16 protein-coding genes and 1 pseudogene are annotated in these 24921 nt (G+C 54.6%); 1 reads left to right on the forward strand and 16 read right to left on the reverse strand.

From position 1 onward, the window contains the following. Positions 1-8: 8 nt before the first annotated feature. From KB236_05830 to KB236_05905, 16 genes and pseudogenes are all read right to left on the reverse strand, one after another. Complete coding sequence (locus KB236_05830) at positions 9-1700, reverse strand: ATP-binding cassette domain-containing protein (protein UIF30216.1); 1692 nt, start codon at positions 1698-1700, stop codon at positions 9-11. Further along, positions 1688-2581, reverse strand: a complete 894-nt coding sequence (locus tag KB236_05835) for an energy-coupling factor transporter transmembrane protein EcfT (protein UIF30217.1) — start codon at positions 2579-2581, stop codon at positions 1688-1690. The genes KB236_05830 and KB236_05835 overlap by 13 nt, the downstream gene beginning before the upstream one ends. A gap of 405 nt (positions 2582-2986) precedes the next feature. Further along, positions 2987-3577, reverse strand: a complete 591-nt coding sequence (locus KB236_05840) for a cob(I)yrinic acid a,c-diamide adenosyltransferase (GenBank protein UIF30218.1) — start codon at positions 3575-3577, stop codon at positions 2987-2989. 41 nt (positions 3578-3618) lie between these two features. Next, positions 3619-5868, reverse strand: coding sequence for a ribonucleoside-triphosphate reductase, adenosylcobalamin-dependent (gene nrdJ / locus KB236_05845; protein ID UIF30219.1), 2250 nt, complete (start codon positions 5866-5868; stop codon positions 3619-3621). A gap of 476 nt (positions 5869-6344) precedes the next feature. Further along, the gene (locus tag KB236_05850; protein UIF30220.1) at positions 6345-8546 is read right to left on the reverse strand and encodes a hypothetical protein; all 2202 of its coding nucleotides are present in this window, start codon (positions 8544-8546) and stop codon (positions 6345-6347) included. Between the two features lie 277 nt (positions 8547-8823). Beyond that, positions 8824-10191, reverse strand: a complete 1368-nt coding sequence (gene rlmD / locus KB236_05855; GenBank protein ID UIF30221.1) for a 23S rRNA (uracil(1939)-C(5))-methyltransferase RlmD — start codon at positions 10189-10191, stop codon at positions 8824-8826. 63 nt (positions 10192-10254) lie between these two features. Next, on the reverse strand, positions 10255-11268 hold the full coding sequence (locus KB236_05860; GenBank protein UIF30222.1) for a diacylglycerol kinase: 1014 nt from the start codon (positions 11266-11268) through the stop codon (positions 10255-10257). A gap of 19 nt (positions 11269-11287) precedes the next feature. After that, entirely contained in the window at positions 11288-12709 is a 1422-nt protein-coding gene (gene gatB, locus KB236_05865) for an Asp-tRNA(Asn)/Glu-tRNA(Gln) amidotransferase subunit GatB (GenBank protein UIF30223.1), read from the reverse strand. Then, entirely contained in the window at positions 12709-14178 is a 1470-nt protein-coding gene (gene gatA / locus KB236_05870; GenBank protein ID UIF30224.1) for an Asp-tRNA(Asn)/Glu-tRNA(Gln) amidotransferase subunit GatA, read from the reverse strand. Before gatA ends, gatB begins: the two co-directional genes overlap by 1 nt. Before the next feature lie 3 nt (positions 14179-14181). Beyond that, entirely contained in the window at positions 14182-14490 is a 309-nt protein-coding gene (gene gatC / locus KB236_05875) for an Asp-tRNA(Asn)/Glu-tRNA(Gln) amidotransferase subunit GatC (protein UIF30225.1), read from the reverse strand. A gap of 385 nt (positions 14491-14875) precedes the next feature. Further along, positions 14876-16045, reverse strand: coding sequence for a CamS family sex pheromone protein (locus KB236_05880; protein UIF30306.1), 1170 nt, complete (start codon positions 16043-16045; stop codon positions 14876-14878). Next, the gene (ligA, locus tag KB236_05885; GenBank protein ID UIF30226.1) at positions 16045-18078 is read right to left on the reverse strand and encodes an NAD-dependent DNA ligase LigA; all 2034 of its coding nucleotides are present in this window, start codon (positions 18076-18078) and stop codon (positions 16045-16047) included. The genes KB236_05880 and ligA overlap by 1 nt, the downstream gene beginning before the upstream one ends. A gap of 23 nt (positions 18079-18101) precedes the next feature. Then, positions 18102-20354, reverse strand: coding sequence for a DNA helicase PcrA (pcrA, locus tag KB236_05890; GenBank protein ID UIF30227.1), 2253 nt, complete (start codon positions 20352-20354; stop codon positions 18102-18104). A gap of 408 nt (positions 20355-20762) precedes the next feature. Further along, positions 20763-21935: pseudogene (locus KB236_05895) on the reverse strand (ATP-grasp domain-containing protein). Between the two features lie 108 nt (positions 21936-22043). Continuing rightward, entirely contained in the window at positions 22044-22619 is a 576-nt protein-coding gene (locus tag KB236_05900; protein UIF30228.1) for a xanthine phosphoribosyltransferase, read from the reverse strand. Between the two features lie 150 nt (positions 22620-22769). Next, positions 22770-23678 (reverse strand): 1,4-dihydroxy-2-naphthoate polyprenyltransferase, encoded by a 909-nt coding sequence (locus KB236_05905; GenBank protein UIF30229.1) that lies wholly within the window; start codon positions 23676-23678, stop codon positions 22770-22772. Positions 23679-23783: 105 nt separating this feature from the next. Here KB236_05905 and KB236_05910 point away from each other — a divergent pair, with 105 nt between their 5' ends. Beyond that, entirely contained in the window at positions 23784-24761 is a 978-nt protein-coding gene (locus KB236_05910) for a polyprenyl synthetase family protein (protein ID UIF30230.1), read from the forward strand. The last annotated feature ends 160 nt before the right edge of the window (positions 24762-24921 follow it).

A 24921-nucleotide genomic window follows, 5' to 3' on the forward strand; every position in this document is an offset into this window, starting at 1 on the left:
GGCCACTGCTAAGCGCCAGTCAAATTGTCGTCGTTGTTCGATAAGCGATCACCTCCCTTCAAGGTTACCTGCACGTCCCGCCAGAATAAGGCTTGCGGGACCTGCTGGCGTAATAGGCGGTTCACCGCCGTGGTTGCTAAAAAATTATGGGTAAAGAACTGACGCGTGCCCTGCTGCTGTGAGAGCTGGCCGTCAAACATGAAGGCGCAGGTCGTGGCAAACTCGGCACAAAAGTCCATATCGTGGCTGGCCATGACCAGCGTCAGGCCGGCCGCGTGTGCCTGCTGGAGTAGTTGCCCAATCTGCTGTTTGGTCGTAGGGTCCAGGCCCTTGGTTGGTTCATCCAAGAGGAGGACTTGAGGATCGCCAATCAAGGCCAATCCCAATCCCAGGAGTTGTTGTTGACCCCCACTCAGGTCGAAGGCATTCCGGTCGGCCACCGCTTCAAGCTGTAGGCGGTGAAGCATGTCACGGACGGTCGCCTCGACCGCCGAGGCTCCGACCAATTCGGCCTGCTGGCGAAGCTCCGCGGCAACCGTCTCCCCACTGAACTGCTCGGTGGGGTTCTGGGAGAGGTACCCCAACTGCGTGAGTCGTTCGGCATTCTTGAACCGCCACGTCACCGCCTTGCCCAGCCGTGCTCGGCCGTGCTGCGGCTTCCGTAGACCGGCCAGTACCGAGAGTAGCGTTGACTTACCGGAACCATTCTTGCCAATGATGGCTAACCAGTCGCCCCGCGCCACGGTCAGATTAAGCTGTTGCAGCGTCGTGGCGGCATTTCCCGGATAACTCAGGATCAGATTCTTCGCCGTCAAGAGTGGGGCCGCCGCTAGCTGCAGGTGGGGTGCCCGCTGCGTCATGGTGAAGGTCCATCCCGCCTGCCGAATCAGCTGGCGACCGGCCCGGACGGTCAGGGGCAGGTCCACCACGGGAAGGTCGTGGGCTAGAAAGAACTCGGGGACCGCGGGCACAAATGCCTGCAGCTCCGGCAGTCGATTCATCCGCGCCAAGCCGGTGGTCACCGGCCCATCATAGGCCAGCTGCCCGTCTCGCAACAGCAATAGCCGATTACTCATGGCCAAGACGTTACTCAACCGGTGCTCCGTCAAAATGATTGTCAGCCCCAGCTCGTCGTGGACCTGTTGGAGGACGGCTAGAAAATTCTGGGCCGTCGTCGGGTCCAACTGCGCGGTCGGCTCATCCAGTAGAATCACGTCGGGCTTCAACGCCAACACGGAGGCCAGGTTGACCAGCTGCAACTGTCCGCCGGATAGGCTCTCGATGGACCGCTGGAGAAGCTGATCGAGCCCCAGAAAGTTGGCGAGTTCGGCCACACGGGTGGTAATATCGGCGGTGGTCATCCCCAGATTCTCAAGGGAAAAGGCCAGTTCCTCAATCACGGTCGCCATGATCGGCTGGGTCTGCGGGTCTTGGGCCACGTAGCCCAACCGCTGGGCACTTTCTTGACTCGTCAGGTCCCCCAGTGATTGGCCGTCCAGCCGAACCTGCCCGGTTACCGTCCCAGCCGGTTGAAGCTCCGGCTTGAGTTGCTTTAACAGCGTCGTCTTACCGCTACCCGTCGCACCGACAATGGTGATGAAGTCCCCGCGATCGACCGTAAACGACAGGTCCTCGAGTGTGGCCGACACCGCCTCCGGATAGCTAAAGGCGAGGTGGTCCACCGTGATTAATTTTCCCATAAGTGATACACTCCTTCGCCCAGTAAGGGTAAGCCGGCGAGCCCGAGGACCGGAATTGCCAGTAGCCAATCCGTCGTGCCGCCTAATGACAGCTGATAAACGTCGGTAGTCCACCCCCACCCTGACCAGCGTAGCCACAGGGCGACGTCGAAGAGTATCAGGGCACTCCCGAGAAACCAGCCGTCCGCGGCCCGCCAGTGATACGTCTGATAGTGACTCCGACGACGGGCACCGAACCCACGGGCCTCCATCAGAACCGCCGTCTCCATGGATGAAGAGATGGAATCAATCAGAAGAATCCGCATTAGCTGACCGGTCTTCCGAATGCGCTGTGACCACGCCCCCTCCGTCACGACGAGTCCCCGCGTCTTCTGGAGCATCATCAGCCGGTGGAACTTCTGGGAGAAGAGGGTCACGAGCCGCATCGAAATCGTCAGCAACATGGCCAGCCGTGGCACAACGGGAAACAAGAGGTAGCTGATCTTTGGTGTGGTTAAGCTCCCGTTGAGCAGCACGAACGTCAGAATCATGGCGCCCAGCATCACGGCCATCGTGGTGCCATAGAGGAGCGCGGACCGCGTGAGGCGAAAGGTTACTGGCCCCAACGTTGCTTGCCATAGGACGTTTCCCCGTTGATTCAGCAGAATGTTAAAGAGCAGAATCGTCAGCATAAAAACGCTGGTTCCGGCCAGTAAGCCCTTAACGCGTTGCCAGCCGAAGTACCAGCAGTTCAGCCCCACGATTCCCACAAACAACGTTCCCGCCACGATCAAATGGTTAAACAGCAGCAAGATTGTAAATAAGGCCACAAAGTAACCGGCGAGGGTGGCCGGATGTAATTGATTGAAAAACGTTTGACTTGCTACAGTACCGCCATTCATCCCCTATCGCCGCCTTTCTTGTAACCGCTAACAGTAGCCATCATATCATCTAAAAACACGCCTGCCCTTCGAAAATCTTGCAAAGTTGGCTTTATTTTCTACTAGTCTTAGTAGGATTTCGCGCTCGCGAAGAAATTGACCGTTCCGGTACAAAATAGTCATTCCTTTGGTCTAGTCCACCGTCTTCTAACCCCGGTAACATCGACTTTCCTGAGCCGGTCAAAAAAGTCTTAGTCTGCCACTCTCCTGGCAGACACGGCTGAACCCAAGCGCCACATGCCAAGAGGCCAGGATAAAATCCCGGCCTCTTGGGTTTGGCGTTGGTTAACTTGCGATTGACTTCACACACTGGTTGCTTAGGGATTAGAAGACGGCCGACCACCACAACCCTCGTTGCCCAGCCACCTAAAGTTCTGATTTAGCCTGGCGCCGAGCTGCTCGTGCTGCCTGACGTTCGGCCTTCTCCTTATTGCTAGGAATCTCCACGTAACCATCCCGATGATTCACGTACCGCGCCATGGCAAAGAGGTAATCCGACAGCCGGTTGAGGTACGTCAAGATGGCGGGATCTAGCGGTTGAACCGTATTTAAAGCCACCGCGGACCGTTCCGCACGGCGGGCCACCGTCCGAGCATACTGCAAGTGCGCGCCGGCTGGTGAACCCCCGGGAAGGATGAATTCCTTGAGGTCCGGCGTGGCGGCCATGAACGCATCCACCCGCTGTTCCAGCCAGGTCGTATCAGCCGCGGCCATTTCCTGATGGCGTTTGACACTGATGTCGGCCTCCAACACGTAGAGCTTGCGTTGCACGTCGCACAGCTCGTTGCCTAAGTCGCCTTGGTTCGGCTGTAGGCTGGTCACCACCACGCCTAAATAGGATTGTAGCTCGTCAATTTCGCCGAGCGCCACAATCTGGAGGTCCGTCTTTGCCACCATCTGGCCACTCACTTGTTTGGTCAGCCCGTGATCGCCGACCCGCGTATAAATTTTCGTCATCTTCTTCACCTTTCGTCTCGGGTTGCCCCGGCTAGTTGTGCCTAGCGAATCGGGCAGGCACCGCTGGCACAATCGGATTGATCGACCAGTTCCACGTCCTTTTGATCATGATTGCCGTTCAACTCGGCGAATTTTTCCGCCACGTCTCCGGTAATCTGAGCGCGGTGTTGCCGGTAAGTCGCCGCGTCGATGGGTTCCTTGGGCGCCTGCTTGAAGTCCGCGCCACTGTATGGAAGCAGCGAGGTTGATTTAATCGTGTGACGGTACTGCCGCAGAAGCCGACTGATCTGGTCGCCCTCTTCTGGCTGGAAAGTCACCGTACAACTCACGGCATTGTCGGACCAATACGTCTGCAGGAAGGCCTGGGTCGCAAACTGCTCGGCCATCGACACGCTCCCCGCGGACGCAAAGGCTGGATCATCGGCGTGGGCGGCCTTCACGGGGAATTCCACGCACATCGTATTTTGACTGTAAACGTCGGGCTCCACCTTGTAGCCGCACGCCCGCAGCGCCGGCAGTAAGGGATCACTGTCCTGGAAACGAATCCGCTGAATCAGGTAGCGCGCATAATGGAAGTGCATCCCCTCGGAGACACCGGCCAACTTAGCCACGGTGCCGGAGGGCTTGACCGTCGTGTGCTTGATGGACGGCTGGCATCCCAGCGTCTGGGAATAAGCCTTGTCGGCGGCGACCACGGCGTGATACAGGTCACTAACCCGTTTAACGGCGGCTTGATTGTACAGTGGCCGGCTAATCAGCTGACCGTCGGCGGTCTTCTCCGTTGTGAAGCCCGTCACCACACGCTGCTTAAAGGTCTTCAAGATCCAATCCTGAATTCCCGACATGGACACGCCAATCCGGCGATTCTTCTGGATGGCCCGGCGTGAGACTTCCCAGTCGTAGTGGCTAAACGTCACGCGCTTCGTGTACCGTGCGCCCAGACCAAAGGCGTCCTCGAGCGCCCAGCCCTGATCCTCGGCCACGCTGGGGAAGACTTCGAAAAGGTTGCAGGGTTCACCGTTACTCAGTGAGATTTCACCACAAGGATTGGTCCCCTCCACGGCGCCGTCGATGCCCTCTTGACGGCCATCGGCTATCCGGCCGTAATTCCGAGATAGGTCGAGATTGACCATTCCCGGCTCCCCATTTTGCTGGATAGCCTCAGCCATGGGCTGGTAATCGTCGAATTGCTGGTCAACGGCCACACTATTGTTGGAGGCCCAGCGATGATGATATAACTTTTCTTTGTCCTGCTTCATGGTCATGAAGTCATGATCCTCGGCACCACCCAGGGCAAGCTCGGCCGAACGTCGGACGTTGCCGGCCACTACGGTCTTGCCGATCAGGTTACCCAGATCCGTGCAATCCACGGCGGTCAGGTGGCGGCCTACCGCGGCATTTAAAATGTTGTTGCTATCAAAGAGCATCTCGACTAACGGCATGGGCCCGGAAGCCGTCCCCCCGAAACCATGAATAGGCGCATCCTTAGGCCGAATGTCACTGATATCCAACACGACCTGGGTCTGCCGGTCGGGATTGGTCCCGGCAAAATGCGCATCGATGAGGTTGGCGTTGGCCAGTACCCAGCCTTCGCGGGTATCCGGCAACCGATAGTAGCGGGTCCCCGCCAACGAGTGGTCCCGCAACCATGCGGACCGGTCCACGGCACCTAACGCTACCGAGGCCTCGTAGGAGGTGCTGGCGGCATCGATCAGAATGGTCAGGTCGATGGCCTGGTCGACGCGCGGCATCTGCCGAACGTTGTTGGGGGTCACGGAGAAGCCGACCCCGCCACCCTTCATCAACTGGTCAAACATGAAGGAAAATGGCATTGACACCGCTACTTGATTGGGCGTCAAGTAACTGGGAATAATGTGGCTATCCCCGTAAACTTGCGGCCGAACGGCAATGAACCAGCAGTTATTGAGTGCGTCGCCATTTCTCTGTTGGTAGTCGGTCCCGGAAATCCATAGGTTGCGGCCAGAGGGCGTCGCGGCCAAGCCATAGATTAGCTTGAAGAGCCGCTGGGCCTCATGGGTTAGATCTGCCACCACTTGGGCGTCGGCACGATCATCGTGAAGCCGCGGGTCGAGGTTAATGTTGCCCTCCACCACGCGTTTCACCGTTTCGGGCCATTCCTCGGTCCGCTGTTGCTCGGGGAGCCACCGCGCGTAGGTCCGCTTGTAGGTCACCCACCCCAGTTCACCCCAGTGTGGCGTCACCGTTTGGACCACGTTTTCTATGAAATCAGCCGTCAACGTGATCGTTGCGGCCGTTGCTGTCTTCATCATTGTCATCGCTCCTGTCATCAAGAATGCACTATATATAGTATCAGAGGCCAGAATAAAATACAATATATAGAAAATTGGGATTGTCCCTAGACATTTTACCGCCAGCCGCTATGTAACATAATTAACGGGTGCGACTCAAGCTTTTTCTCCGAGCGACTAATTGTAAGTGGACAACAACGGCTAAATCCATTTAACTGGCGAGCTCACGCTATTGGAATCATCAAGCCACCGCGGGGGTAAATGACCGGTCACTGACATCGTTTAATTGGTCATAAATTTACTGGTCGTGAGTAAAACTTGATTTATTTGGTGTCACCAGCTGTGTCTGTCATTCCCTACCCCTAGATGTTGGGGTAACAACACGAAAAAAGCCGGGAACTGACTCCCGGCTTCTCACAACTACTGTTTAAAAATCCCCCAGATTGACCCACGAGCGGTCAACCACATACTCAATGGCCAAAACAAAATGTTGCAGATTAACCGACGGAATTGATCAGCGCCCAAGTGATCTGACTGCTGTAAGTGGCCGTCGACTGATGCGCATCGCCATCTAGGTCCAGTAGTAGGCCCTGATTGGCGGCCCAGTCGCCCGTCACGTCGGTCGTGGTGCTGGCCCCATCGGTGTGCGTCATGACGGGAACGGCGGTAGCGCCCAGCGTAGTCTGTGCCGTACCGTTGACGTAGACCAACCGTCCCGCCAGTTGGTCGCCATCCGCGGCTGTCAACGGCGTAGCGGCGGCCGTCAGTTGCCAGTTGTTCCCACTGGCGCGCGTGTCCTGAATCACAATATTTAAATCACTCGAACTATCGCGTGCGACCAAATGGGACGTCCCGGTCAGTTGGGCCTGATACTGCGCCGTTCCACTCACCGATTGAAATTTCAGCTCGCCAACCGTGATGATGACCTCACCGATGTTGGACAATGCCCCCGTGGTCTTATCCTCGGCAGTGAGATCCAGAACGTTCGCGCCCGGTTGAAGCTTATCGGCGGGCACGGAAACGGAGAACTTCCCCGCCGCATCACTCGAAGAAAGTGCCGTGTCGTCCAGCTTCGCATCATTCAAGGTCCCGTGAATCGTCAGATTACTGTTGGTCACGGCGCTAGCGGAATCCGTCACCGTCCCGGTCACCGGCACGGCGGTGGTGCCATCGGCCGAGATGGCCGTCTGATCCGTGGCTAGATGTAGGGTCGACGGCGTGATGGTAAAGCTCGGCGACGTCGCCTGAACGATGGCGTTGCTCCCTTTGAATTCACTCACGGTGGCCGGAACCGCGGTACTACTGGTCACACTGGCCGCCGTCCCAGTTAAGGAAATCTTGGCGGTCGAATTGGCCTTGCTCAGGTCCTTTAAACCGACCCCGTTCCCCTGATTGATGGCGGCAAGGTCGGCGGCTCCCAGCGTGGTCGTGTCTCCATTGGCATAGCTGACGGTCCCCTTGGTGATCGTCAGGTGATCTGGTAGCTTAAGCTCGGCTTGAATGCCTTGCCAGTCCGCCGTCCCACTGTTGTAGCTCGCGTTATAGGTCAACGCGACCGGCGAGTTGGCCTTGATGGTTCCGCCATCGCTGACGGACTTGCCGTTGGCCGTCAGGTCCGCGGTAGCCGTGGCATTTACCAGATTAGGAATCTGTTCGAAGGCAACCATGTTGGCCTCACTATAGATCCCAGTGGCCCCGGTGAAGCCCCACGTAGCCTTGCCGGTATTATCGGGATCGATAATGCTGGGGTCAACATCCATACTGCTGGTCTGCCCGGGCTGACTGGCCCCAGTGGTCGGATTCTTATCGTTGAAGGTGTAGGTCATCTTCGCAGAAGCCGACCCAGACTTAGGCGTATAGCTCAAAGTTAAGTGGTGCCAGGCGCCGTCGGAGAGAAACTTGAAGTTGCTGCCTTGGATGACGCCCTTGTGGACCATCTGTATGTAAGTCCCCGTAGTCCCACCAACGTTATGCCCAAAGATATCTATTCCGCCTTCAGTCTTCGTCACGGGCGTATACGTCGACGCCTGTCCTGGATAATTAGCTGCAAGGTGTGGTGCGGTCAGCTTTCCACCCGTAGTGTCCGCATCAAATGACGCTGCACTCTTGGCGTTGGCCAGTTCGGTTGCCTGATTCAAATACGAATCGAACTCCAGCGCCCAACTATTCTGAATCGCCGTCCCGGCAACAGCCGAGGTATCGGTCGTTCCCAAGTTAGCGACGCCCCAGACGCCTAGCGTTTCTCCATACGGTGAATTTGTCCCAAAGTTAGGGGTGGCCGCCATCGGATTATTGGCGTTTTGCAGGACCAGCGCCATGCCGTCGCCGGGAACTACTTGAGGTGCATAACTCGAGTCATATCCTTTCGAGCCAAAGTTAAGCCACATGGAAGCGACCTGTTTTTCATTCAAATTAAACTTAAAGTCCGGTAGCGACCAGATGGAACCCACTTGACTCCCACCAGTCGTCAGCTCAACCACCTGGGTGTTCGGAGAATCCGCGTTTTGCCCCGCGACAACATTGGCTTTATTGTTATTAGAGCTTCCAGCCTGAAAATATTTATCTAGCGGCAATCCCTGCGGAACTGTCTTCAACCCCGTCGTTAAGTCCAACTGATCACTCGCATAACCTGTCTGAGTTCCGCTCAGCCCTAACAACAATGCCGCTACCCCAACGGCTAACCATCCTATTCGTTTCATCCGCATTCCCTCAATTCACATGGTTCATTTCGTGTCGCCCGTCAAACAACCAGGTGCAGGTAATATTATACTACTAAACTGTTATCAATAAAACAGTTTATGGGAGATAACGTTTACAAATCATATTTGTATTAGTAAATTACCTTTATTTCGGTGATCGGTATAATTTCATGTGCAAATAATTATCCATCTAGAGGAAACTGTGAGTCTTATAATCCGGATAAAAAAACGACCATCCCGATGGACAGCCGCGTTTAGAAGACGATTTAAAATGAGATTACTTCTTCACCAGCACCGTGACGCTTTCCACGTGTGGCGTCTGTGGGAATTGGTCAACGGGTTGGATTGGACCGTCGATGGCGTAGCCGAGTTCTTGGAACCGGGCGACATCGCGGACCAGCGTTGCTGGGTTACAACTGACGTAGACAACCTTCTTCGGGCCCATCTTCGCCGTGGAATCAATCAGGCTTTCGGCCAGACCCTTACGTGGTGGGTCAACCACTACGACGTCGGGCTTGATACCGGCCTCTTGCCACTTAGCCATCTGATCTTCGGCCTTGTCGACTTCAAAGGTCACGTTGGTCAAATGGTTCTTTTGGGCGTTCACCTTGGCGTCTTCGATGGCTTCAGGAACAATATCGACCCCGTAGACCTGCTTGGCATGCTTAGCCAAGGCCAGTGAAATCGTCCCGATCCCACAGTAAGCATCGATGACGGTCTCCGCGCCAGTCAAGCCGGCCTTGTCGATGGCCATTTGGTAAAGCTTTTCGGTCTGTTGCGGGTTGACTTGGTAGAAGGACCGCGCCGAAATGGCGAAGGTCAAGCCTAACAGACTGTCTTCAATCGTCGGCTTGCCGTACAGCGTCCGCGTCACGTTGCCCATGATAACGTTGGTCTTCTTGGCATTAACGTTTAACACGATGCTCGTGACTTCCGGCAAGGCTTCGTGAATCTGTTCAACCAATTGGGCCTGACTCGGCAACTTTTGGGTCCGACTGATCAGGACAATCATCATCTCATGACTGTAGTAACCACGCCGCACCATGATGTTGCGGATGACGCCCTTGTCGTTGATTTCGTTGTAGGCCGGAATCTCAAACTGACGGAGTAAGTCCCGAACCTTTACGATGGCGGCATCGATGGCGGGATCTTGAATGTAGAAGTCGGTTAAGGGGATGAGCTCGTGGCTGTGCTGGCGGTAGAAGCCGGTTTCCAACTGGCCCTTAACCATCCGAACGGGCACTTGCGCTTTGTTCCGGTACTGGGTAGGATTTTCCATCCCCAGTGTTGGGGCAACTTCGACATCTTGATGGTCCTTACTGAAGAGTTCGGCAATCTGGTGTTGCTTGAACTTCAGTTGGGCCGGGTAAGCCAAGTGTTGGAGCGGTGCGATCCCCGTTTGCCGGTACGTCTTGTCCACGTCTTCGACCCGATCCGGTGAGGTTGTTTTCCACGTGATCGCCCGGGCAAAACCGTAATGACTCTGAACCTTGGTGACCTGAATCGTCAACTTTTCACCGGGTAAGGCGTTTTCGATAAATAATGGGAAGTCGTCGACCTTGGCCACGCCCATTCCCTGATAAGTCAGGTCGGCAATGGTGACGTCGAGTCGTTCGTTTTTAGTGACTGGTGCTTTAGTTTTCATGTGTTCTCCTTAATGAGAAAGGGATTTTGCCCCTAAAAAATCGCGCAAAATCCCTTCAGTATCTTAGTCTTCCGTTGGCTGTTGGTCGTCGGGCAGGCTCTCCACCTGCTTGACGAACCGTTGCTCTGCTTCCAGAATCTCCGGCGATTCACTAGTAACCGCCGAATCCGGAATGGCGTCGAGGTTGGCATACATTTCAATATGCTGACCCAGATTACGGAACTTCATGGGGGCATCCCCACCGTATTCGCCATCCAGGTTAATCATCATCCGCTCCTCGACCGGCTTGGCAATCACCTTGCTGGTCTTCTTGTAGATGATATGGGGGTCGTTGATGTGCTTACCCCCGTTTAAGACCAGCCCCATCAGCCGGAGAATCTCCGGCATGCTGGCCGTCTTCACGATGATCATGGTAAATTTCCCGTCATCCAGGGCGGCGTCGGGCACAATCTGCTCGAAGCCCCCGATGGAATTGGTCAACGCCAAGAGGAACATGGACGCCTTCCCGCGGAAATGACCGCCATCATAGGTCAAGTCCATGTCGATCGGTTTGATGCGTGGTAACAGCTCGGCCCCCTTCAACAGGTAGGCCAAGTAGCCGAAGATGGACTTCAGGTTGGACGGCACGTCATAGGTGAGTTCCGTCAACAACCCGCCACCGGCGATGTTAATGAAATACGAATCGCCAGCTTTACCAATATCCATCTTAATGGTTTGGTCCTTCAAGACCACCTTCGCTGCCGCCAACGGATCTTCGCGCGGGATGTGTAACGCCCGGGCATAATCATTCGTGGTACCGGCAGGAATAATGGCCATTTTAGGACGATGTGGTAATCCAGCAATCCCGTTTACAACTTGATTGATCGTCCCATCGCCCCCGGCAGCCACGATCAGCTCGAAGCCAGCCTTGGCTACCCGAGTCGCTTCGTTTTGAGCCGAATTAGGGTCGGCTGTGGTCGCAAAGGCACTCGTCTCGTACCCCGCTTGTTCAAACACCGCTAGAATGTCAATCAGGTCTTTCTTCAGGGCTTCACGACCTGAAGTTGGATTATAAATGACCCGTGCCCGTTTACGCATGATGTGCCTCCATTGCTCTCTATTGCTGTAATGCCGTCATTAACAACTTGTTAACGACTTGTGGGTTTGCTTGCCCGTGCGTTTGCTTCATAATCTGCCCCACCAGGAACCCAACAGCCCGTTTCTTCCCGTTGTTAAAGTCCTCAATGGATTGTGGGTTGGCCTGCAAGACATCGTCAATGATGGGTTGCAATTTGGCAGGATCGGACAGTTGAACCAAGCCGTTCTTCTCGACAAAGGCCTTGGGTTCCTCACCCTTGGTAATCGCCTTGAAGACCTTCTTAGCCATCTTGCTGGAGATCGTGCCATCGGAAATCAAGTTGATCATCCCGGCTAAGTTAGCGGGAGTCAGCTTCGTGGCTTGTAAATCAACGTGGTTATCGTTCAGGTAGGCGTTCACGTCCCCTTGCAGGTAGTTGGCCGCCATCTTCGGATCAGCCTTTAAGGCCACCGTAGCGTCGAAGAAGTCAGACATTTCCTTAGTCTGCGTGATGACCATGGCGTCATAATCCGTCAACCCAAGTTCATTGACATAACGTTCACGCCGCTTGGTTGGCATCTCTGGCATGGCATCGCCCAGTTCCTTGATCCAGTCATCGCTGATGTTCAAGGCAGGCAGGTCTGGTTCTGGGAAGTACCGGTAGTCATCGGCCCCGGCCTTGACCCGCATCAGGATCGTTTCGCCGGTCTTTTCGTCGAACCGCCGCGTTTCCTGTTGGACGGATCCGCCGGACATCAAGACCTGTTGTTGCCGCTTTTCTTCGTACTCCAACCCGCGTTGCACGTAGTTAAAGGAGTTCAAGTTCTTCAGCTCGGTCTTGGTCCCAAACTTCGCTTGGCCTACGGGACGCACGGAAATGTTGACGTCGACCCGCATGGACCCTTCTTCCATCTTCACGTCGGAAATCCCAGTGAATTGAATCCGTTGCCGCAGGGCTTCCAGGTAAGCATAGGCTTCGGCTGGAGAGGCAATGTCTGGCTTGGACACAATTTCAATCAGCGGGGTCCCCTGCCGGTTCAAATCGACGTAGGAGTAGTCGCGTTCGTGGGTGTTCTTCCCGGCATCTTCTTCGATGTGCATCTCGGAGATCCCGATCTTCTTCTTCACGCCATCGACATCGATTTCAACCCAGCCGTCATGGCCGATTGGCTTGTCGGATTGCGTAATCTGGTAGGCCTTCGGGTTATCGGGATAGAAGTAGTTCTTCCGGTCGAAATGCGTGTGTTGTTCAACCGTGGCGTGTAAGGCCAAGGCCGCGATGATACCGTCCGCCACAACACCCTTGTTGGTCGTTGGCAGGACCCCAGGGTACCCCCAATCGATCACATTGGTGTTGGCGTTAGGATCGGCCCCGTAAGCCACGGGGGATGGGCTAAAGATCTTTGAATTGGTCTTTAACTCGATGTGGACTTCTAGTCCAATAGTCGTTTCAAAGTTCATTAGTTTTGACCTCCTAACGTTGGGACTTGTAAATGAAAGTCAGTGTTTTGTTCGAAGACGTAGCCCGCCTTGTACAGCGTGCTTTCGTCAAACGGCCGCCCGATCAGTTGCATCCCAACTGGCAAGTTGTTGCTGAAGCCGGCTGGTAAGGACAGACCTGGTAGCCCCGCTAAGTTCACGGGAATCGTTAGGATATCGTTCATGTACATGGTGATGGGGTCCTTGATTTCGGCCCCTAAATCAAAGGCTGGCGTTGGTGCAACCGGCCCCATGATGAAGTCGTGGTCTTTCAGAACGGCCTTAAAGTCGTTGATGATGACCGTCCGGACCTTGGCCGCCTTCAGGAAGTAGGCGTCATAGAATCCGGCCGACAGGGAGAAGGTCCCCAGCATGATCCGGCGCTTAACTTCGTCGCCAAAGCCTTCAGAACGGGACTTCACGTAGACGTCTTCCAGGTTCTGAACGTCCTTGGCCCGGTAGCCGTAACGAATCCCATCGAACCGTTGTAAGTTGGATGAGGCTTCGGATGAGGCGATGATGTAGTAAGCGGCGACCCCATATTTGTTGTGTGGGAGAGAAACTTCGTCGACCGTGGCCCCCAGCTTGCGGTAGGTATCCGCAGCAGCCAGAATAGCGGCCTTCACATCTTCATCGACCCCTTCGGCCAGGAATTCCTTCGGTAACCCGATCCGCAGGCCCTTAACGCTGGCGGCATCGTTTAAGTCGCTGGCGAAGTTAGGGACAGCCTGCGTGGAACTGGTCAGGTCGTGATCGTCATGCCCGGCAATGGCACTCAAGATGGTGGCGTTATCCTTCACGCCACGCGTCAACGGGCCAATTTGGTCCAGACTGGACCCAAAGGCAATCAGGCCCCACCGGGAAACACGACCGTACGTCGGCTTCATGCCGACCACGCCGTTAAAGGATGCCGGTTGACGAATAGATCCCCCGGTATCGGTTCCCAAGGCTGCGACGACTTGCCCGGAAGCAACGGCCGCAGCGGAACCACCCGAAGACCCACCAGGAACCTTGGTCTGATCCCAAGCGTTCTTGGTTTGCTTGAAGGCTGACGTTTCGGTCGACCCACCCATGGCGAATTCGTCCAGGTTGGTCTTCCCGACCGTCACCATTTGGGCATCGGCGAGCTTAGTCGTGGCCGTGGCGTCGTAGACGGGCTTGAAGTTTTCGAGAATCTTCGAAGCTGCCGTCGTGGTAAGGCCCTTGGTGACGATGTTATCCTTAATGGCCACGGGAATCCCGGCCAATGGTTGGTCGGCGTTAATCCCAGCGGCGTCAATCTTCGCCGCTTGGTCCAAAGCCGCGTCTTCGTTCAGTGCCAAGAAGGCGTCAATCTTCGGGTCGGTGGCCTTGATGTTGTCGAAGGTGGCTTGGGTCAGTTCCTTAGAGCTGAACTTCTTGGCCACCAAATCGGCGTGGAGACTGGCCAGATCTTGCTTGAAATAGTTCATCTGTTAGTTATCCTCGCTTTCATCAATGATGGCTGGTACCTTCACGAAGCCACGAGCGGCATCCGGTGCATTCTTAAGGAGCGCTTGACTCTGTCCCCAATTGTCGGCGACATCTTCGCGCATTACGTTTAATTGATCAGAAACACTGCTTGTTGCTTCAACGCCGTCAGTATCAACGTCGCTAAGCGTTTCAAAAAGGCCAATGATGTCATCCAATTGGGGCGTAAAAGCATCCAACTGAGCATCCGTAAATTCAAGTTTTGCTAAGCTAGCAACGTGTTGAACTTGGTCTCGATTAATTCGATTAGCCATCAATATCCCTCTTTCTAATTTATCCGCATTCACCGTCTATCTTCCACATTCCGGAAGATAAACACACAATAACATTCTACCATATATCCGCGAACCGCCAAAGATTCTGACGGGAAAATGCTGGCTTTTTTCATGATACCGGTTGACTTGAATTTTAAGTAAGGGTCTTCATCATTAACTTGGCCCGGTTTAGCCCGCCCACGCTTAATTTTCTGGTGATTTCAAAAGCGGGGCTGACCACTGAAAGCCCATGATACCAGTTAAAGAGGGACGTGACAACTCATTTCACCGCGGATCACGTCACCCGGTGGACAAAAAGGTTGTGGGCCCCTGTATCCTTGACGACACAAACACCCACAACCTCACCAAACCTATTGTTTAAATTTTAGTAGCTATTAAAGACGTGACTGGTAAACTTCTTCGATCCGGTCGAACGGGACAGGAAGCTTTGCACCCCATCTGTCGAGGAAACCGTAATATCAATCGGTACCCCGGACGGCAGATACTTTTGCGCCGCCGTTTGCAGGTACTGCGTAAAGCTGATGATTTCCGTTTGACTGTAGAACTGAATCGTGATGTTCACGTGCATGCCTTGAAGATTCTTGCCGTTGTAACGCGCTTGTGCGGTCACGCCACTCAGGTTCGGGAAGAAGTTCTCAACCTGCGTCTTGAAGTTCGTGAAGGAACTCTCGTCATTACTGTTCGGACTGCTGGACCCACTCTCAATTGGGAAGACGTAATTCTTGTCGCCCAGTGGCGTCCACGTCTTAATGCTCGTGGCACCGGCTTTATTGTTGGAATAAGCCAGGAAGGTCCCGCCGACCAGGCTATCATTGGAAGCCTGGCGGTAAACGGCAATCACGATTGGCACGTTCTTCAACGCGGACTTCTTGCGGAGACGTTGTAAGACCGTGTTGGCCGCCTTCTTGGCGTAGGCCTCGCCGGTAGCCTTGTCGATCTTCGTCTCGTACGTGGCCCCGTACTGGGTCTTCTTGTAGTAGTCCACAGAGTTGACCGCAATCCCAATCGTCACGCCACCCAGCGATAACTTATTATCCTTCTGGGTCATGTAGTCCTGTTCTTCCAGTGCCTGGATGTAAACGGGATTCCGCTTAGTGGGCGACGTTGAGCCGTTGCTGGTGGGGTTCAACCCATCCGGATTGGACTTGGACTTGCGATCCAGCCAATTCTGAACGGTGGAACTACTCAGGTACTGCCCTTCTTGGAAGACGTACTTCTTGGTCGAGAAGACCTTCTTGGACACACTCAACATACCGTTTTCAAAGCTCTTCAAGTTGTAGGTGTTCCCGGAGTCCTGACTGTTCGTGACCCCCCGCGACTTACTGGTCTGATAGTGGCCACTCTTAATGACCCCTTCGTAGTCCCCATCCGTCGACTGTCCCGTCAATTGGGTGCCCCCAGATTTATTGCTTCCGGAACCGGAAGACATGCTGGAACTACTTAAATTACCACACGCAGCCAGAAATAATGGTACCGCGGCCAACGCGATAAAAGTTCGTAACCGTTTCACGACTTGTTTCCTCCTAAAGGTCATCATTTGTTGTCATTCATTGCCGCCGCCAGCTGAGCTTCGTTCCACACGGGAACGTTTAGGCTCTGTGCCTTGGTGAGTTTGCTACCGGCCGCTTCCCCAGCGATGAGTAAATCCGTCTTCTTGGAAACGGACCCGGTGACCGTGGCGCCGTGTTGCTCCAACCAGGCCGTGGCTTCGGGGCGCGTGAGCTCCTGGAGCTTCCCGGTCAACACGATGCGTTGGCCCGCGAATTGTCCCTCGGGGTCAACGGGTGTGGCTGGGCCACTGGTATAGGTCAGGTTAACGCCAAGGTCGGCGAGCTCCTGGACCAGGTCACGGACCTGATCACTGCTAAAGTACGTGACCACACTATCGGCAATGATGCCGCCAATGGTATCAATCGCCGCGATGGTCTCACTATCGGCAGCCATCAAGCTATCGAGATCACCGAATTCGGCGGCAATCGACCGGGCCGCCTTGGCGCCCACGTGCCGAATGCCTAAGCCAAATAGCAAACGTTCTAATGAATTATTGCGACTATTATCGATTGCTGTCAAGAGGTTTTGGGCTGACTTCTCCCCAAATTTATCTAAAGTTAATAATTGATCGGCAGTCAGGCGATACAAACTCGCCACGTTGGTGACCAGTTTGCGGTCGAAAAGCTGCGCCACAATCTGTGGGCCCAGGCCGGCAATGTTCATCGCGTTGCGGGAGGCAAAGTGGTTCATCCCCTCGGCCAGCTGTGCCGGACAATTAGGGTTGATACACCGCAAGGCAACTTCCTCATCCAAATGAACCAGTTCGGCGCCACACGACGGGCACTTGGTGGGAATCGGATAGGCCTTGGCGTCGGCCGGTCGTTTATCGGCGACGTACTGAGAAATTTCAGGGATGATGTCGCCCGCCTTGTGCAGGAGCACCGTATCCCCTAAGCGAATATCCTTGGCTTCCAGGTAGTCCGGGTTGTGTAGCGACGCCCGCGCCACGGTACTTCCCGCCAGTGCGACGGGTTCCATGACGGCGGTCGGCGTGACGATACCGGTTCGGCCCACCGTCCATTCGATATCGAGGACCTTCGTTTGGACCTCTTCGGGGGGGAACTTGTAGGCAATCGCCCACCGCGGCACCTTAACCGTGGCCCCCAACGACCGCTGAAGTGGCAACGGATTGGCCTTGATGACGATCCCGTCTATCCCATAAGGTAAATCGGACCGTTTGGCCTGATACTGATCGATGTACGCCCCCACCTCGGCCATGTTGTGGGCGACTTGGTAGGTCGGATTGGTCGTGAAACCCAGTTCGGCCAACTCATCGAGTAGCCCGCTCTGTGTCCGCGTATTCAGCGGTTCGTAATCGGCAATGTTGTACATGAACGTGGCCAATTGCCGTTCCGCCGTAACCTGAACGTCCAACTGCCGCAGGGAGCCGGCCGCCGCGTTTCGCGGATTGGCAAACGGCGCCTTGCCGGCGGCTTCCCGGCGTTCGTTCAACGCCAGAAAGGCGGCCTTGGGCATGTAGCATTCCCCGCGCACGTCGATTGTCAGTGGACGACTCAGCGTTTGCGGAATGGACTTAATCGTCTTCAGGTTGGCCGTGATATCTTCGCCAATCTGCCCGTTACCCCGTGTGGAGCCCTGAACAAACTCACCGTTCTCGTACCGCAGTGAAATGGCTAGTCCGTCGATTTTTAGCTCACAGTTATAGTCAAAGTCTTCAGCCACGTTGGCCCGCAGACGCTCGTCGAATTCACCAAGTTCCTCGAGCGAAAAGACATCGCCCAGCGACAACATCGGAATCTCGTGGGTAACCTTCGGCAGGTCGCCGCGAGTGGTTCCCCCCACGCGTTGGGTTGGTGAGTCCGGCGTGACGATTGCCGGAAAGGCCGTTTCTAAGGCGACCAATCGGGCATACACGCGATCGTAAACGTCATCCTCAACGGTCGGGGTATCGGCATCGTAATAGGCTTTCCCCCACTTAATCAGCTGGGGGCGTAATTCGGCTGCTTCCTCGGCAGCCTGTGATTCAGTTAAAGTATTAATGGGCTTATCCGTCATGTTATCCTCCCACGTTAACTCAATTAGTCAACCCGCTTGATGGGCGCAAAGGCGGCCAATAACCGCTTGACACCCTGTTCTGGAAAGGCAATATCGAGTTCCGCGTCTTCGCCAGTCCCACTGACCTTGACCACGGTTCCGATGCCCCACTTCTTATGACTGGCCTTGTCGCCAATGTTCCACGCCACCTTACCAGCACCGGTCCCGGTGGGTTCGGTGATTCGGCCGGTCTTACCGTGGTACGGTTGTGCCACGGCGCTAGCGGTCCGTCGGGCAAATGGCACGTCCCGGCGACTCGGCGTCAATCCGGCCTTGCTTTCGCTATAATCCAGATGTAGCAATTCCGGTGCAATCTCGGTAATGAACCGCGACTCTGGGTTGTTCTGCCGCCGACCGTAGAGCATCCGCGAATAAGCGTTAGTTAGGTACAGCTTCTGTTGGGCCCGCGTGATGCCAACGTAGGCGAGACGCCGTTCTTCTTCCAGTTGGTCGTCTTCGAGGAGTGCCCGTGATAGTGGGAAGATCCCCTCTTCCAGACCCATCAAGAAAATAACGGGGAATTCCAGCCCCTTAGCGGCATGGAGCGTCATCAACGTGACTTCCGCCGGTTCTTCGTCGACGTCGTCTTGAGCCGAGACTAAGGCTAAATCAGCCAAGAATTCTACCAAGCGGTCGTCATTTTCATCGTGATCCTCGTTGTCCCAGCCGTCATCGAACTTTTGCGTGACGGACAGAAATTCTTCAATGTTTTCAATTCGCGTTTCGGCTTCCAGCGACTTGGACGCCTTCAGCGCTGCCATGTAGCCGGTCTGATCCAGCAATTGACTGGTGATATCCGAGACGCTCGCCGTTGCGGCTTGGTCCTGAACCGCCTTGATGGTCAAACCAAACTTCTCCATCGCATTGCGGATACGGGCGCCCAAATTAGTGGCGAGGCTGATATTTTGCGTCGCTTCCAGCTCGCTCCAGCCGTTGAAATCGGCAAAGTCCCGCAGCTTCGTTAAACTCGTCGCGCCAATCCCGCGCTTGGGCTCGTTGATAATCCGTTCCAGACTCATGGAATCGGCCGGGTTGGCGATCAGTGTCAGGTAGGCCAAAACATCACGGATTTCCTTACGGTCGTAGAACTTGTGACCCCCGACCATGGTGTAAGGAATGTTGGCCTTAACCAGTGTTTCTTCAATCACCCGCGACTGGGCGTTGGTCCGGTACAGGATGGCAAAATCGCCGTAATCGTGGTGATTCTTCTCTCGTTCTTCTTGAATCTTAGCGACCACGTAATGGGCCTCGTCATTTTCATTTTGTCCGCGATAATAGGAGATGGGTTCGCCCTCCGGATTCTCCGTCCAGAGGTCCTTTTTCTTCCGGTTAACGTTGCGTTGAATCACGTCGTTGGCGGCCTTCAAGATGGTCTTGGTAGACCGGTAGTTCTGTTCCAGCAACGTCACGTGAGCGTCCGGGTAGTCGTGCTCAAAGTTCAGGATGTTTTCCATATTGGCACCCCGCCACCCGTAGATACTCTGGTCACCATCCCCGACGACGCAGAGATTGTGGTACTTCTTCGCCAACATGTTGACCAGCATGTACTGGGCGTCGTTGGTATCCTGATATTCATCGACGTGGATGTATTGGAACTTGTCCTGATAGTGCGCCAGGACCTCTTGATTGTCCTTAAATAACTTGATGGTCAGCATGATCAGGTCGTCGAAATCCATGGCCTGGTTCGCCTGTAACTGCCGTTGGTAGCTCTCATACACGTCGGCCACGGTTGTCTCGAACGGATTGCCCGCCGCCTCACGCATCATGGCTGGTGTCTGCAGGGCGTTCTTAGCGTTAGAAATGGCTCCCAGCACCGAACGCGGATCAAACTTCTTCACGTCAAGGTTCTGTTCCTGCAAGACGCGCTTAATCAGCGTCCGTTGTTCTCCGGTATCCGCGATCGTAAAGGCCCGGTTGTAGCCTAATTTGTCGGCATCTCGCCGTAAGACCCGCACACACAGCGCATGGAACGTTGATACCCATACGTCATTGCCGTCCGGTCCCAACAGTTTGGCGACCCGTTCGCGCATTTCCTTAGCGGCCTTATTCGTAAAAGTAATCGCCAAAATCCGCCAAGGCATCACGTTATTGTGCTCAATCAGGTAGGCCACACGGTGCGTTAAGACCCGCGTCTTCCCACTACCGGCACCCGCCAATACCAGGAGAGGCCCCTCCGTTTGAAGGACCGCCTCCGTTTGTTTATCATTCATGCCAGTTAACAATTCTTCTCCTGCCACCGTGAACACAATCCTCTCTGTAGTTAGTCCTGACTATTATAGCAAAATTCCGAGGGTAACGACACCGCTAGCACCCAAATGGCCCTCAGCGATTTCGCTGGTCAACGCACGATTAACTTGGCCGCGCTGACCGTTTATTTCTTGAATCGACCTTCTCCGTCGCCTTGCCAACAGCACAAGGTCTGTCGTCGATTACGTACACATGTTCCCCTTTTCTAATCCTTCCCCATTTTAGCAAAAGTTCGCCGTAGCGCCTACCCTTTTGACCGACTTTTCAAAAACTCTTATGATGTGCCTTATGATATGGCTACCAAGTAGTTATCTGCCGGTCTTTCGCCAAAACCACAAAACTGCATTGCCCCGAACACTTTCTTCCGGAACAATGCAGTCGCTGATGTTTAATTTAAGTTAGTCATCCGTCGTCGACCGCGCCGGATCGTCCGGAGTAGCCGCCGCGTCGGACCAGATGTTGGTATCATCGAGTTGATCGAGGATGGGCTTGATGCTGTCGCCCTGAACGGCGATGTGACCCATCAGATCATCGTCTTCTTGATGCTTCAGGTGGTAGAACGTGAAGTGCCAGTTGGCCTTCAACTGCCACTGTGTCCGCATCGCCGGCAACTGTGCCTTGGTAAAGGCTGCAGTGACCGCTGGCGTGAGGATGTGCGCTGAGGCCAACGGCAAGCCGGCAATGGCCCGCAAATGCTGGTCGAATTCCGTGACGTTAGCGGCGGCTTCGAAGACGTAGCCCGTTTCGCTCGGTGCCGGCACAATCTTCTTGACGTAGATGGCCCCACTACTCGTCAGGTAGAAGGAGACCTCGAAGACACCGACGTAGTTGACGTGCTTGGTCACCTCGGTGGCAATGCGTTGAATTTCTCCAGCCACCGCATCGTCGACCTGTGCGGGAACCCACGTCCGGATTGGCCGGTCATCCACCGACTGTGTTTCCGTAATGGGAAAGGCTTGCCCGTTGCCGTCCTGATCCCGCGCAACGATAATTGAGTATTCGCGATCATAGGCAATCTGGGATTCCAGGATATAGGTACCCCAGTCCAAAAGTCCGGCCGCCTTGGCGATGTCCGTTTGGGTCTTAATCACGAGTTCTCTGCCCCGCGACCATTCCTTCTGAATAGGCTTCAAGACACACGGGTAGCCAATCGCGTTGATGGATTGGTAGACGTCATCGAGATTAATGATGGTGGCGTAAGGCGCGATGTTGACGTTCAATTGTTCAAAGAACGCCCGCTCCAATAGCCGGTCCTGCATCATTTCGAGCATATCCGAACCCTGGGGAATCCGCGTGTATTGCGCCAAGAACTTCACAACCTACGTGCTGACTTGATCGGAATCGTAGACGATGGCCGCGCAGCTTTCCGCGAAATGCTGCAATTTATCGCTATCCTTATTACTGCCGATCGCTTTAAAGTCCGCTAATTGTAATGCTTCACTGGTTTCATCGGCACCGTACGCACCGACCCGTAAACCCATCTTCCGGGCGGTCGTGACCAGCATTGCCGCGTTGGCACTGCTCCCGATCACGCCAATCGTATCTCCAGGATATAAGACTGTGTTCGCCAATTTGCTCCCTACTTTCTAACTCAGATTTAAATGATTCTAGGCACTGGTTTATCCCCTACACGCTTTATTTTAAAGTTTGCGCCGTGAATAAACAAGCCAGGTGTTTAGTTAATCTTTTGCAAATATAACTGTGTTATCCTCAAAGGCGGCGATGCTGGCCAACGCTTCCAGTTGGATGCCGGCATCTTCCACCATTTGATGGCCCTTTTGGAACCGTTTCTCAATCACCACACCGACTCCAGCCACTTCAATCTGGGCGGTTCTGGCAATGTCTAGCAGGCCCTGAACCGCCTGCCCATTAGCGAGAAAGTCGTCGATGATGAGCACCCGGTCTTCGGGGCTTAAGAAGCGACGGTCAATCGAGATATCGTTGTTGACCTGCTTGGTGTACGAGTAGACCTTCGCCGTGTAGAGATGGTCCGTCAGCGTCAGGCTCTTGTGCTTCCGAGCAAAGATGACCGGCACGTTGAGGTGCAGTCCGGTAAAGACCGCGGGGGCAATCCCCGAAGACTCGACCGTTAAGATTTTAGTGATGCCGGCATCGGCAAAGCGCCGCGCAAATTCGGCACCCAACTGATCCATTAATTGCGGATCAACTTGGTGATTTAAAAAGTTATCGACCTTCAAGACGTTTCCCGGTAAAACCGTTCCGTCTTGGCGAATGCGGTCCTCTAAAAGTTTCATGACAACGCGGCCTCCATTTATTTAGTGCACCCCGACTGGGCCAAACGGGCGATTTACTCGCTGTCCCATTCAAGGCTACACGTTAATTACTTTTATTCTACCTGATTGAACCTTAAAATAACAACGCCCCGCGCCGACATTTACCAAGGCTTAACCAATCCATAACCCCAGCAATTCCGCTAAGACCATGGTCAACGCCAAAATGGCGAGATTTCTCACGGCCAAAATAAAAGTCTGCTTTTTGACCTGAATCCGGAAAAAAGCGGCCACATTCTTGTAGATTAGTGGGATACTGATTAGGGACAACAACGACCAGACGGGCAAATCACCCAGCACGACGCTGGCAATCAACGCCAGATACCCGACAATGTAAAAGCTGGCAAAGAGCCATAGGGCACGTTGTTTACCCAGATAATAGACAATTGTCTTACGATTCAGGTCTAGGTCTTCCTGGGCGTCGCAGATGTTGTTGGCCAGCAACAACGCCGCAATTGCCATCACCGCAATCCCCGAGGCCAACAGGACGCGGAGGCTGAGCATCCCCGTGAACTGCCCCGTCTGATAGAGGTTCAGGTAGACGGTAATCAGCATGATCAGGTAGCCCATCGTAAAGCCGGCAAAGAACTCTCCGGTTGGCGTCCCCGACAACGGCCGCGGACCGCCGGCGTACAGGTAGCCGACTAGAAAGCACAGCACCCCCATTACCAGTAGCGGCCAGCCGGTGACCCAGACCAGATACAGGCCAATCAGCCCCGCCACCACGGCGAAGCTTGCCATCAGCGCAAAGACGCGGTGAATCTTCAGGTGCTGCACGCCAATAATATTGGTTTTCTTCTTCCACTCCGCCGCCTGATTGCCGGCCTTGGTGTAGTCCTGATAGTTATCGTTGATGTCCACGGCCATGTTAAACAGCAACATAGCGATAAAGAACAGCGCCGTGACCGACCAATTCAGTTGATGAAAGTTCGCCTGAACAAAGATGAGACCTAACAGAAACGGCCACACCGACGCGATTTTCGCCTTAATTTCCACTAATTCCAAAAAGATATTGAGCGTCAAGTTAATCCCCCCGAAAATGAATTCTAGCTTTAGGATAACCTTTATTTGACAACGTTTCCACATGTCGGTAAGATAAATTTTAACGTACATATAGTGAGGTGCAGTATGGATCGACAACTTTGGCGGCAATTTCCCCAGGTGGAACCGCAACTCGTCGCGCTACAAGATTACTTGTTAGCCGCGGTCCAGTTAGATAACCAACCCATCCACAGTAAAATATTAGCTTTATTAAACGCCGGCGGTAAGCTCCTGCGCCCCGGTTACTTTTATTTATTCGCCGCATTTGGCGATCGGGCCACCCCGGACCAGCTACAGGCCGGGGCCGCCGCGTTGGAGATTCTCCACGTGGGTACGCTGATTCACGACGACGTCATTGATGAGTCCCCGACCCGCCGCGGCGTACGGACCATTCAGATGAAATACGGCCAACGCAACGCCATTTACGCCGGTGACTTCATGTTCACGGCCTACTTTAACCAAGTCTTGAAGTCCACTGCTGAGCGTGATCTGATTCAGAACCACATCGACGCCATGCACCGCATCTTACAGGGTGAACTAAGCCAAATGGCGCTAAACTACCAAGAAGACGTCAGCATTGACGCCTACCTCAAGGAAATTGCGGGCAAGACGGCCGAACTCTTCGCGTTGAGTTGCTATCAGGGCGCCCGGCTGGCGGCGGCCCCGGAAACCGTCGTCGCCAAGGCCCGAGAGATTGGGCTCGCCATCGGCAGTGCCTATCAGATCTTGGACGATATCTTGGATTACGCTGGTGATCCCAAGAAGACCCGCAAGCCGGTGCTAGAGGATCTGCGTTCTGGTGTGTACTCCCTGCCCCTCATTCTGGCTATTCCACAGGCGCCACATGAGTTCCACCACCTGCTGAAGAAGAAACAGGCGATGACGGGCACCGATATTGCGGCGGTTCAGAGCTTGGTCGCCCAGCACCACGGTGTCGCCAAGGCCCGCCAACTCGCCGGTCAACTCACGGATCAAGCGCTCGACGCCATCGCCGCGCTTCCGGCCGGTCAAAATCGAACCGACCTCGCAACGCTCACGGCCATGCTGCTGCGCCGCGACCATTAGCTCGTACCGTTCACTATACAGGAGTGGCCCGAAGAAGTCGCGATTCAACGTCGACAATCGTATCGAACCCTGCAATGACCAAACACGTGGACATTTTGGGTTAACAAACGTCACGGGCCACCATGTTTCATGTTATCCCATTAAACGTCAGCCATCGCCA

This window comes from Levilactobacillus brevis, assembly GCA_021383565.1.
In the GTDB taxonomy this organism is placed as follows: domain Bacteria; phylum Bacillota; class Bacilli; order Lactobacillales; family Lactobacillaceae; genus Levilactobacillus; species Levilactobacillus brevis_B.

Bases quoted from the DNA above. Each gene is read 5' to 3' on its own strand.
- KB236_05860 (UIF30222.1), bottom strand. From the start codon at position 11,268: ATGCGTAAACGGGCACGGGTCATTTATAATCCAACTTCAGGTCGTGAA.
- gatA (UIF30224.1), bottom strand. From the start codon at position 14,178: ATGAACTATTTCAAGCAAGATCTGGCCAGTCTCCACGCCGATTTGGTG.
- KB236_05850 (UIF30220.1), bottom strand. From the start codon at position 8,546: ATGAAACGAATAGGATGGTTAGCCGTTGGGGTAGCGGCATTGTTGTTA.
- ligA (UIF30226.1), bottom strand. From the start codon at position 18,078: ATGACGGATAAGCCCATTAATACTTTAACTGAATCACAGGCTGCCGAG.
- rlmD (UIF30221.1), bottom strand. From the start codon at position 10,191: ATGAAAACTAAAGCACCAGTCACTAAAAACGAACGACTCGACGTCACC.
- KB236_05880 (UIF30306.1), bottom strand. From the start codon at position 16,045: ATGACCTTTAGGAGGAAACAAGTCGTGAAACGGTTACGAACTTTTATC.
- nrdJ (UIF30219.1), bottom strand. From the start codon at position 5,868: ATGATGAAGACAGCAACGGCCGCAACGATCACGTTGACGGCTGATTTC.
- KB236_05830 (UIF30216.1), bottom strand. From the start codon at position 1,700: ATGGGAAAATTAATCACGGTGGACCACCTCGCCTTTAGCTATCCGGAG.
- gatC (UIF30225.1), bottom strand. From the start codon at position 14,490: ATGGCTAATCGAATTAATCGAGACCAAGTTCAACACGTTGCTAGCTTA.
- KB236_05900 (UIF30228.1), bottom strand. From the start codon at position 22,619: ATGAAACTTTTAGAGGACCGCATTCGCCAAGACGGAACGGTTTTACCG.
- gatB (UIF30223.1), bottom strand. From the start codon at position 12,709: ATGAACTTTGAAACGACTATTGGACTAGAAGTCCACATCGAGTTAAAG.
- KB236_05910 (UIF30230.1), top strand. From the start codon at position 23,784: ATGGATCGACAACTTTGGCGGCAATTTCCCCAGGTGGAACCGCAACTC.
- KB236_05835 (UIF30217.1), bottom strand. From the start codon at position 2,581: ATGAATGGCGGTACTGTAGCAAGTCAAACGTTTTTCAATCAATTACAT.
- KB236_05840 (UIF30218.1), bottom strand. From the start codon at position 3,577: ATGACGAAAATTTATACGCGGGTCGGCGATCACGGGCTGACCAAACAA.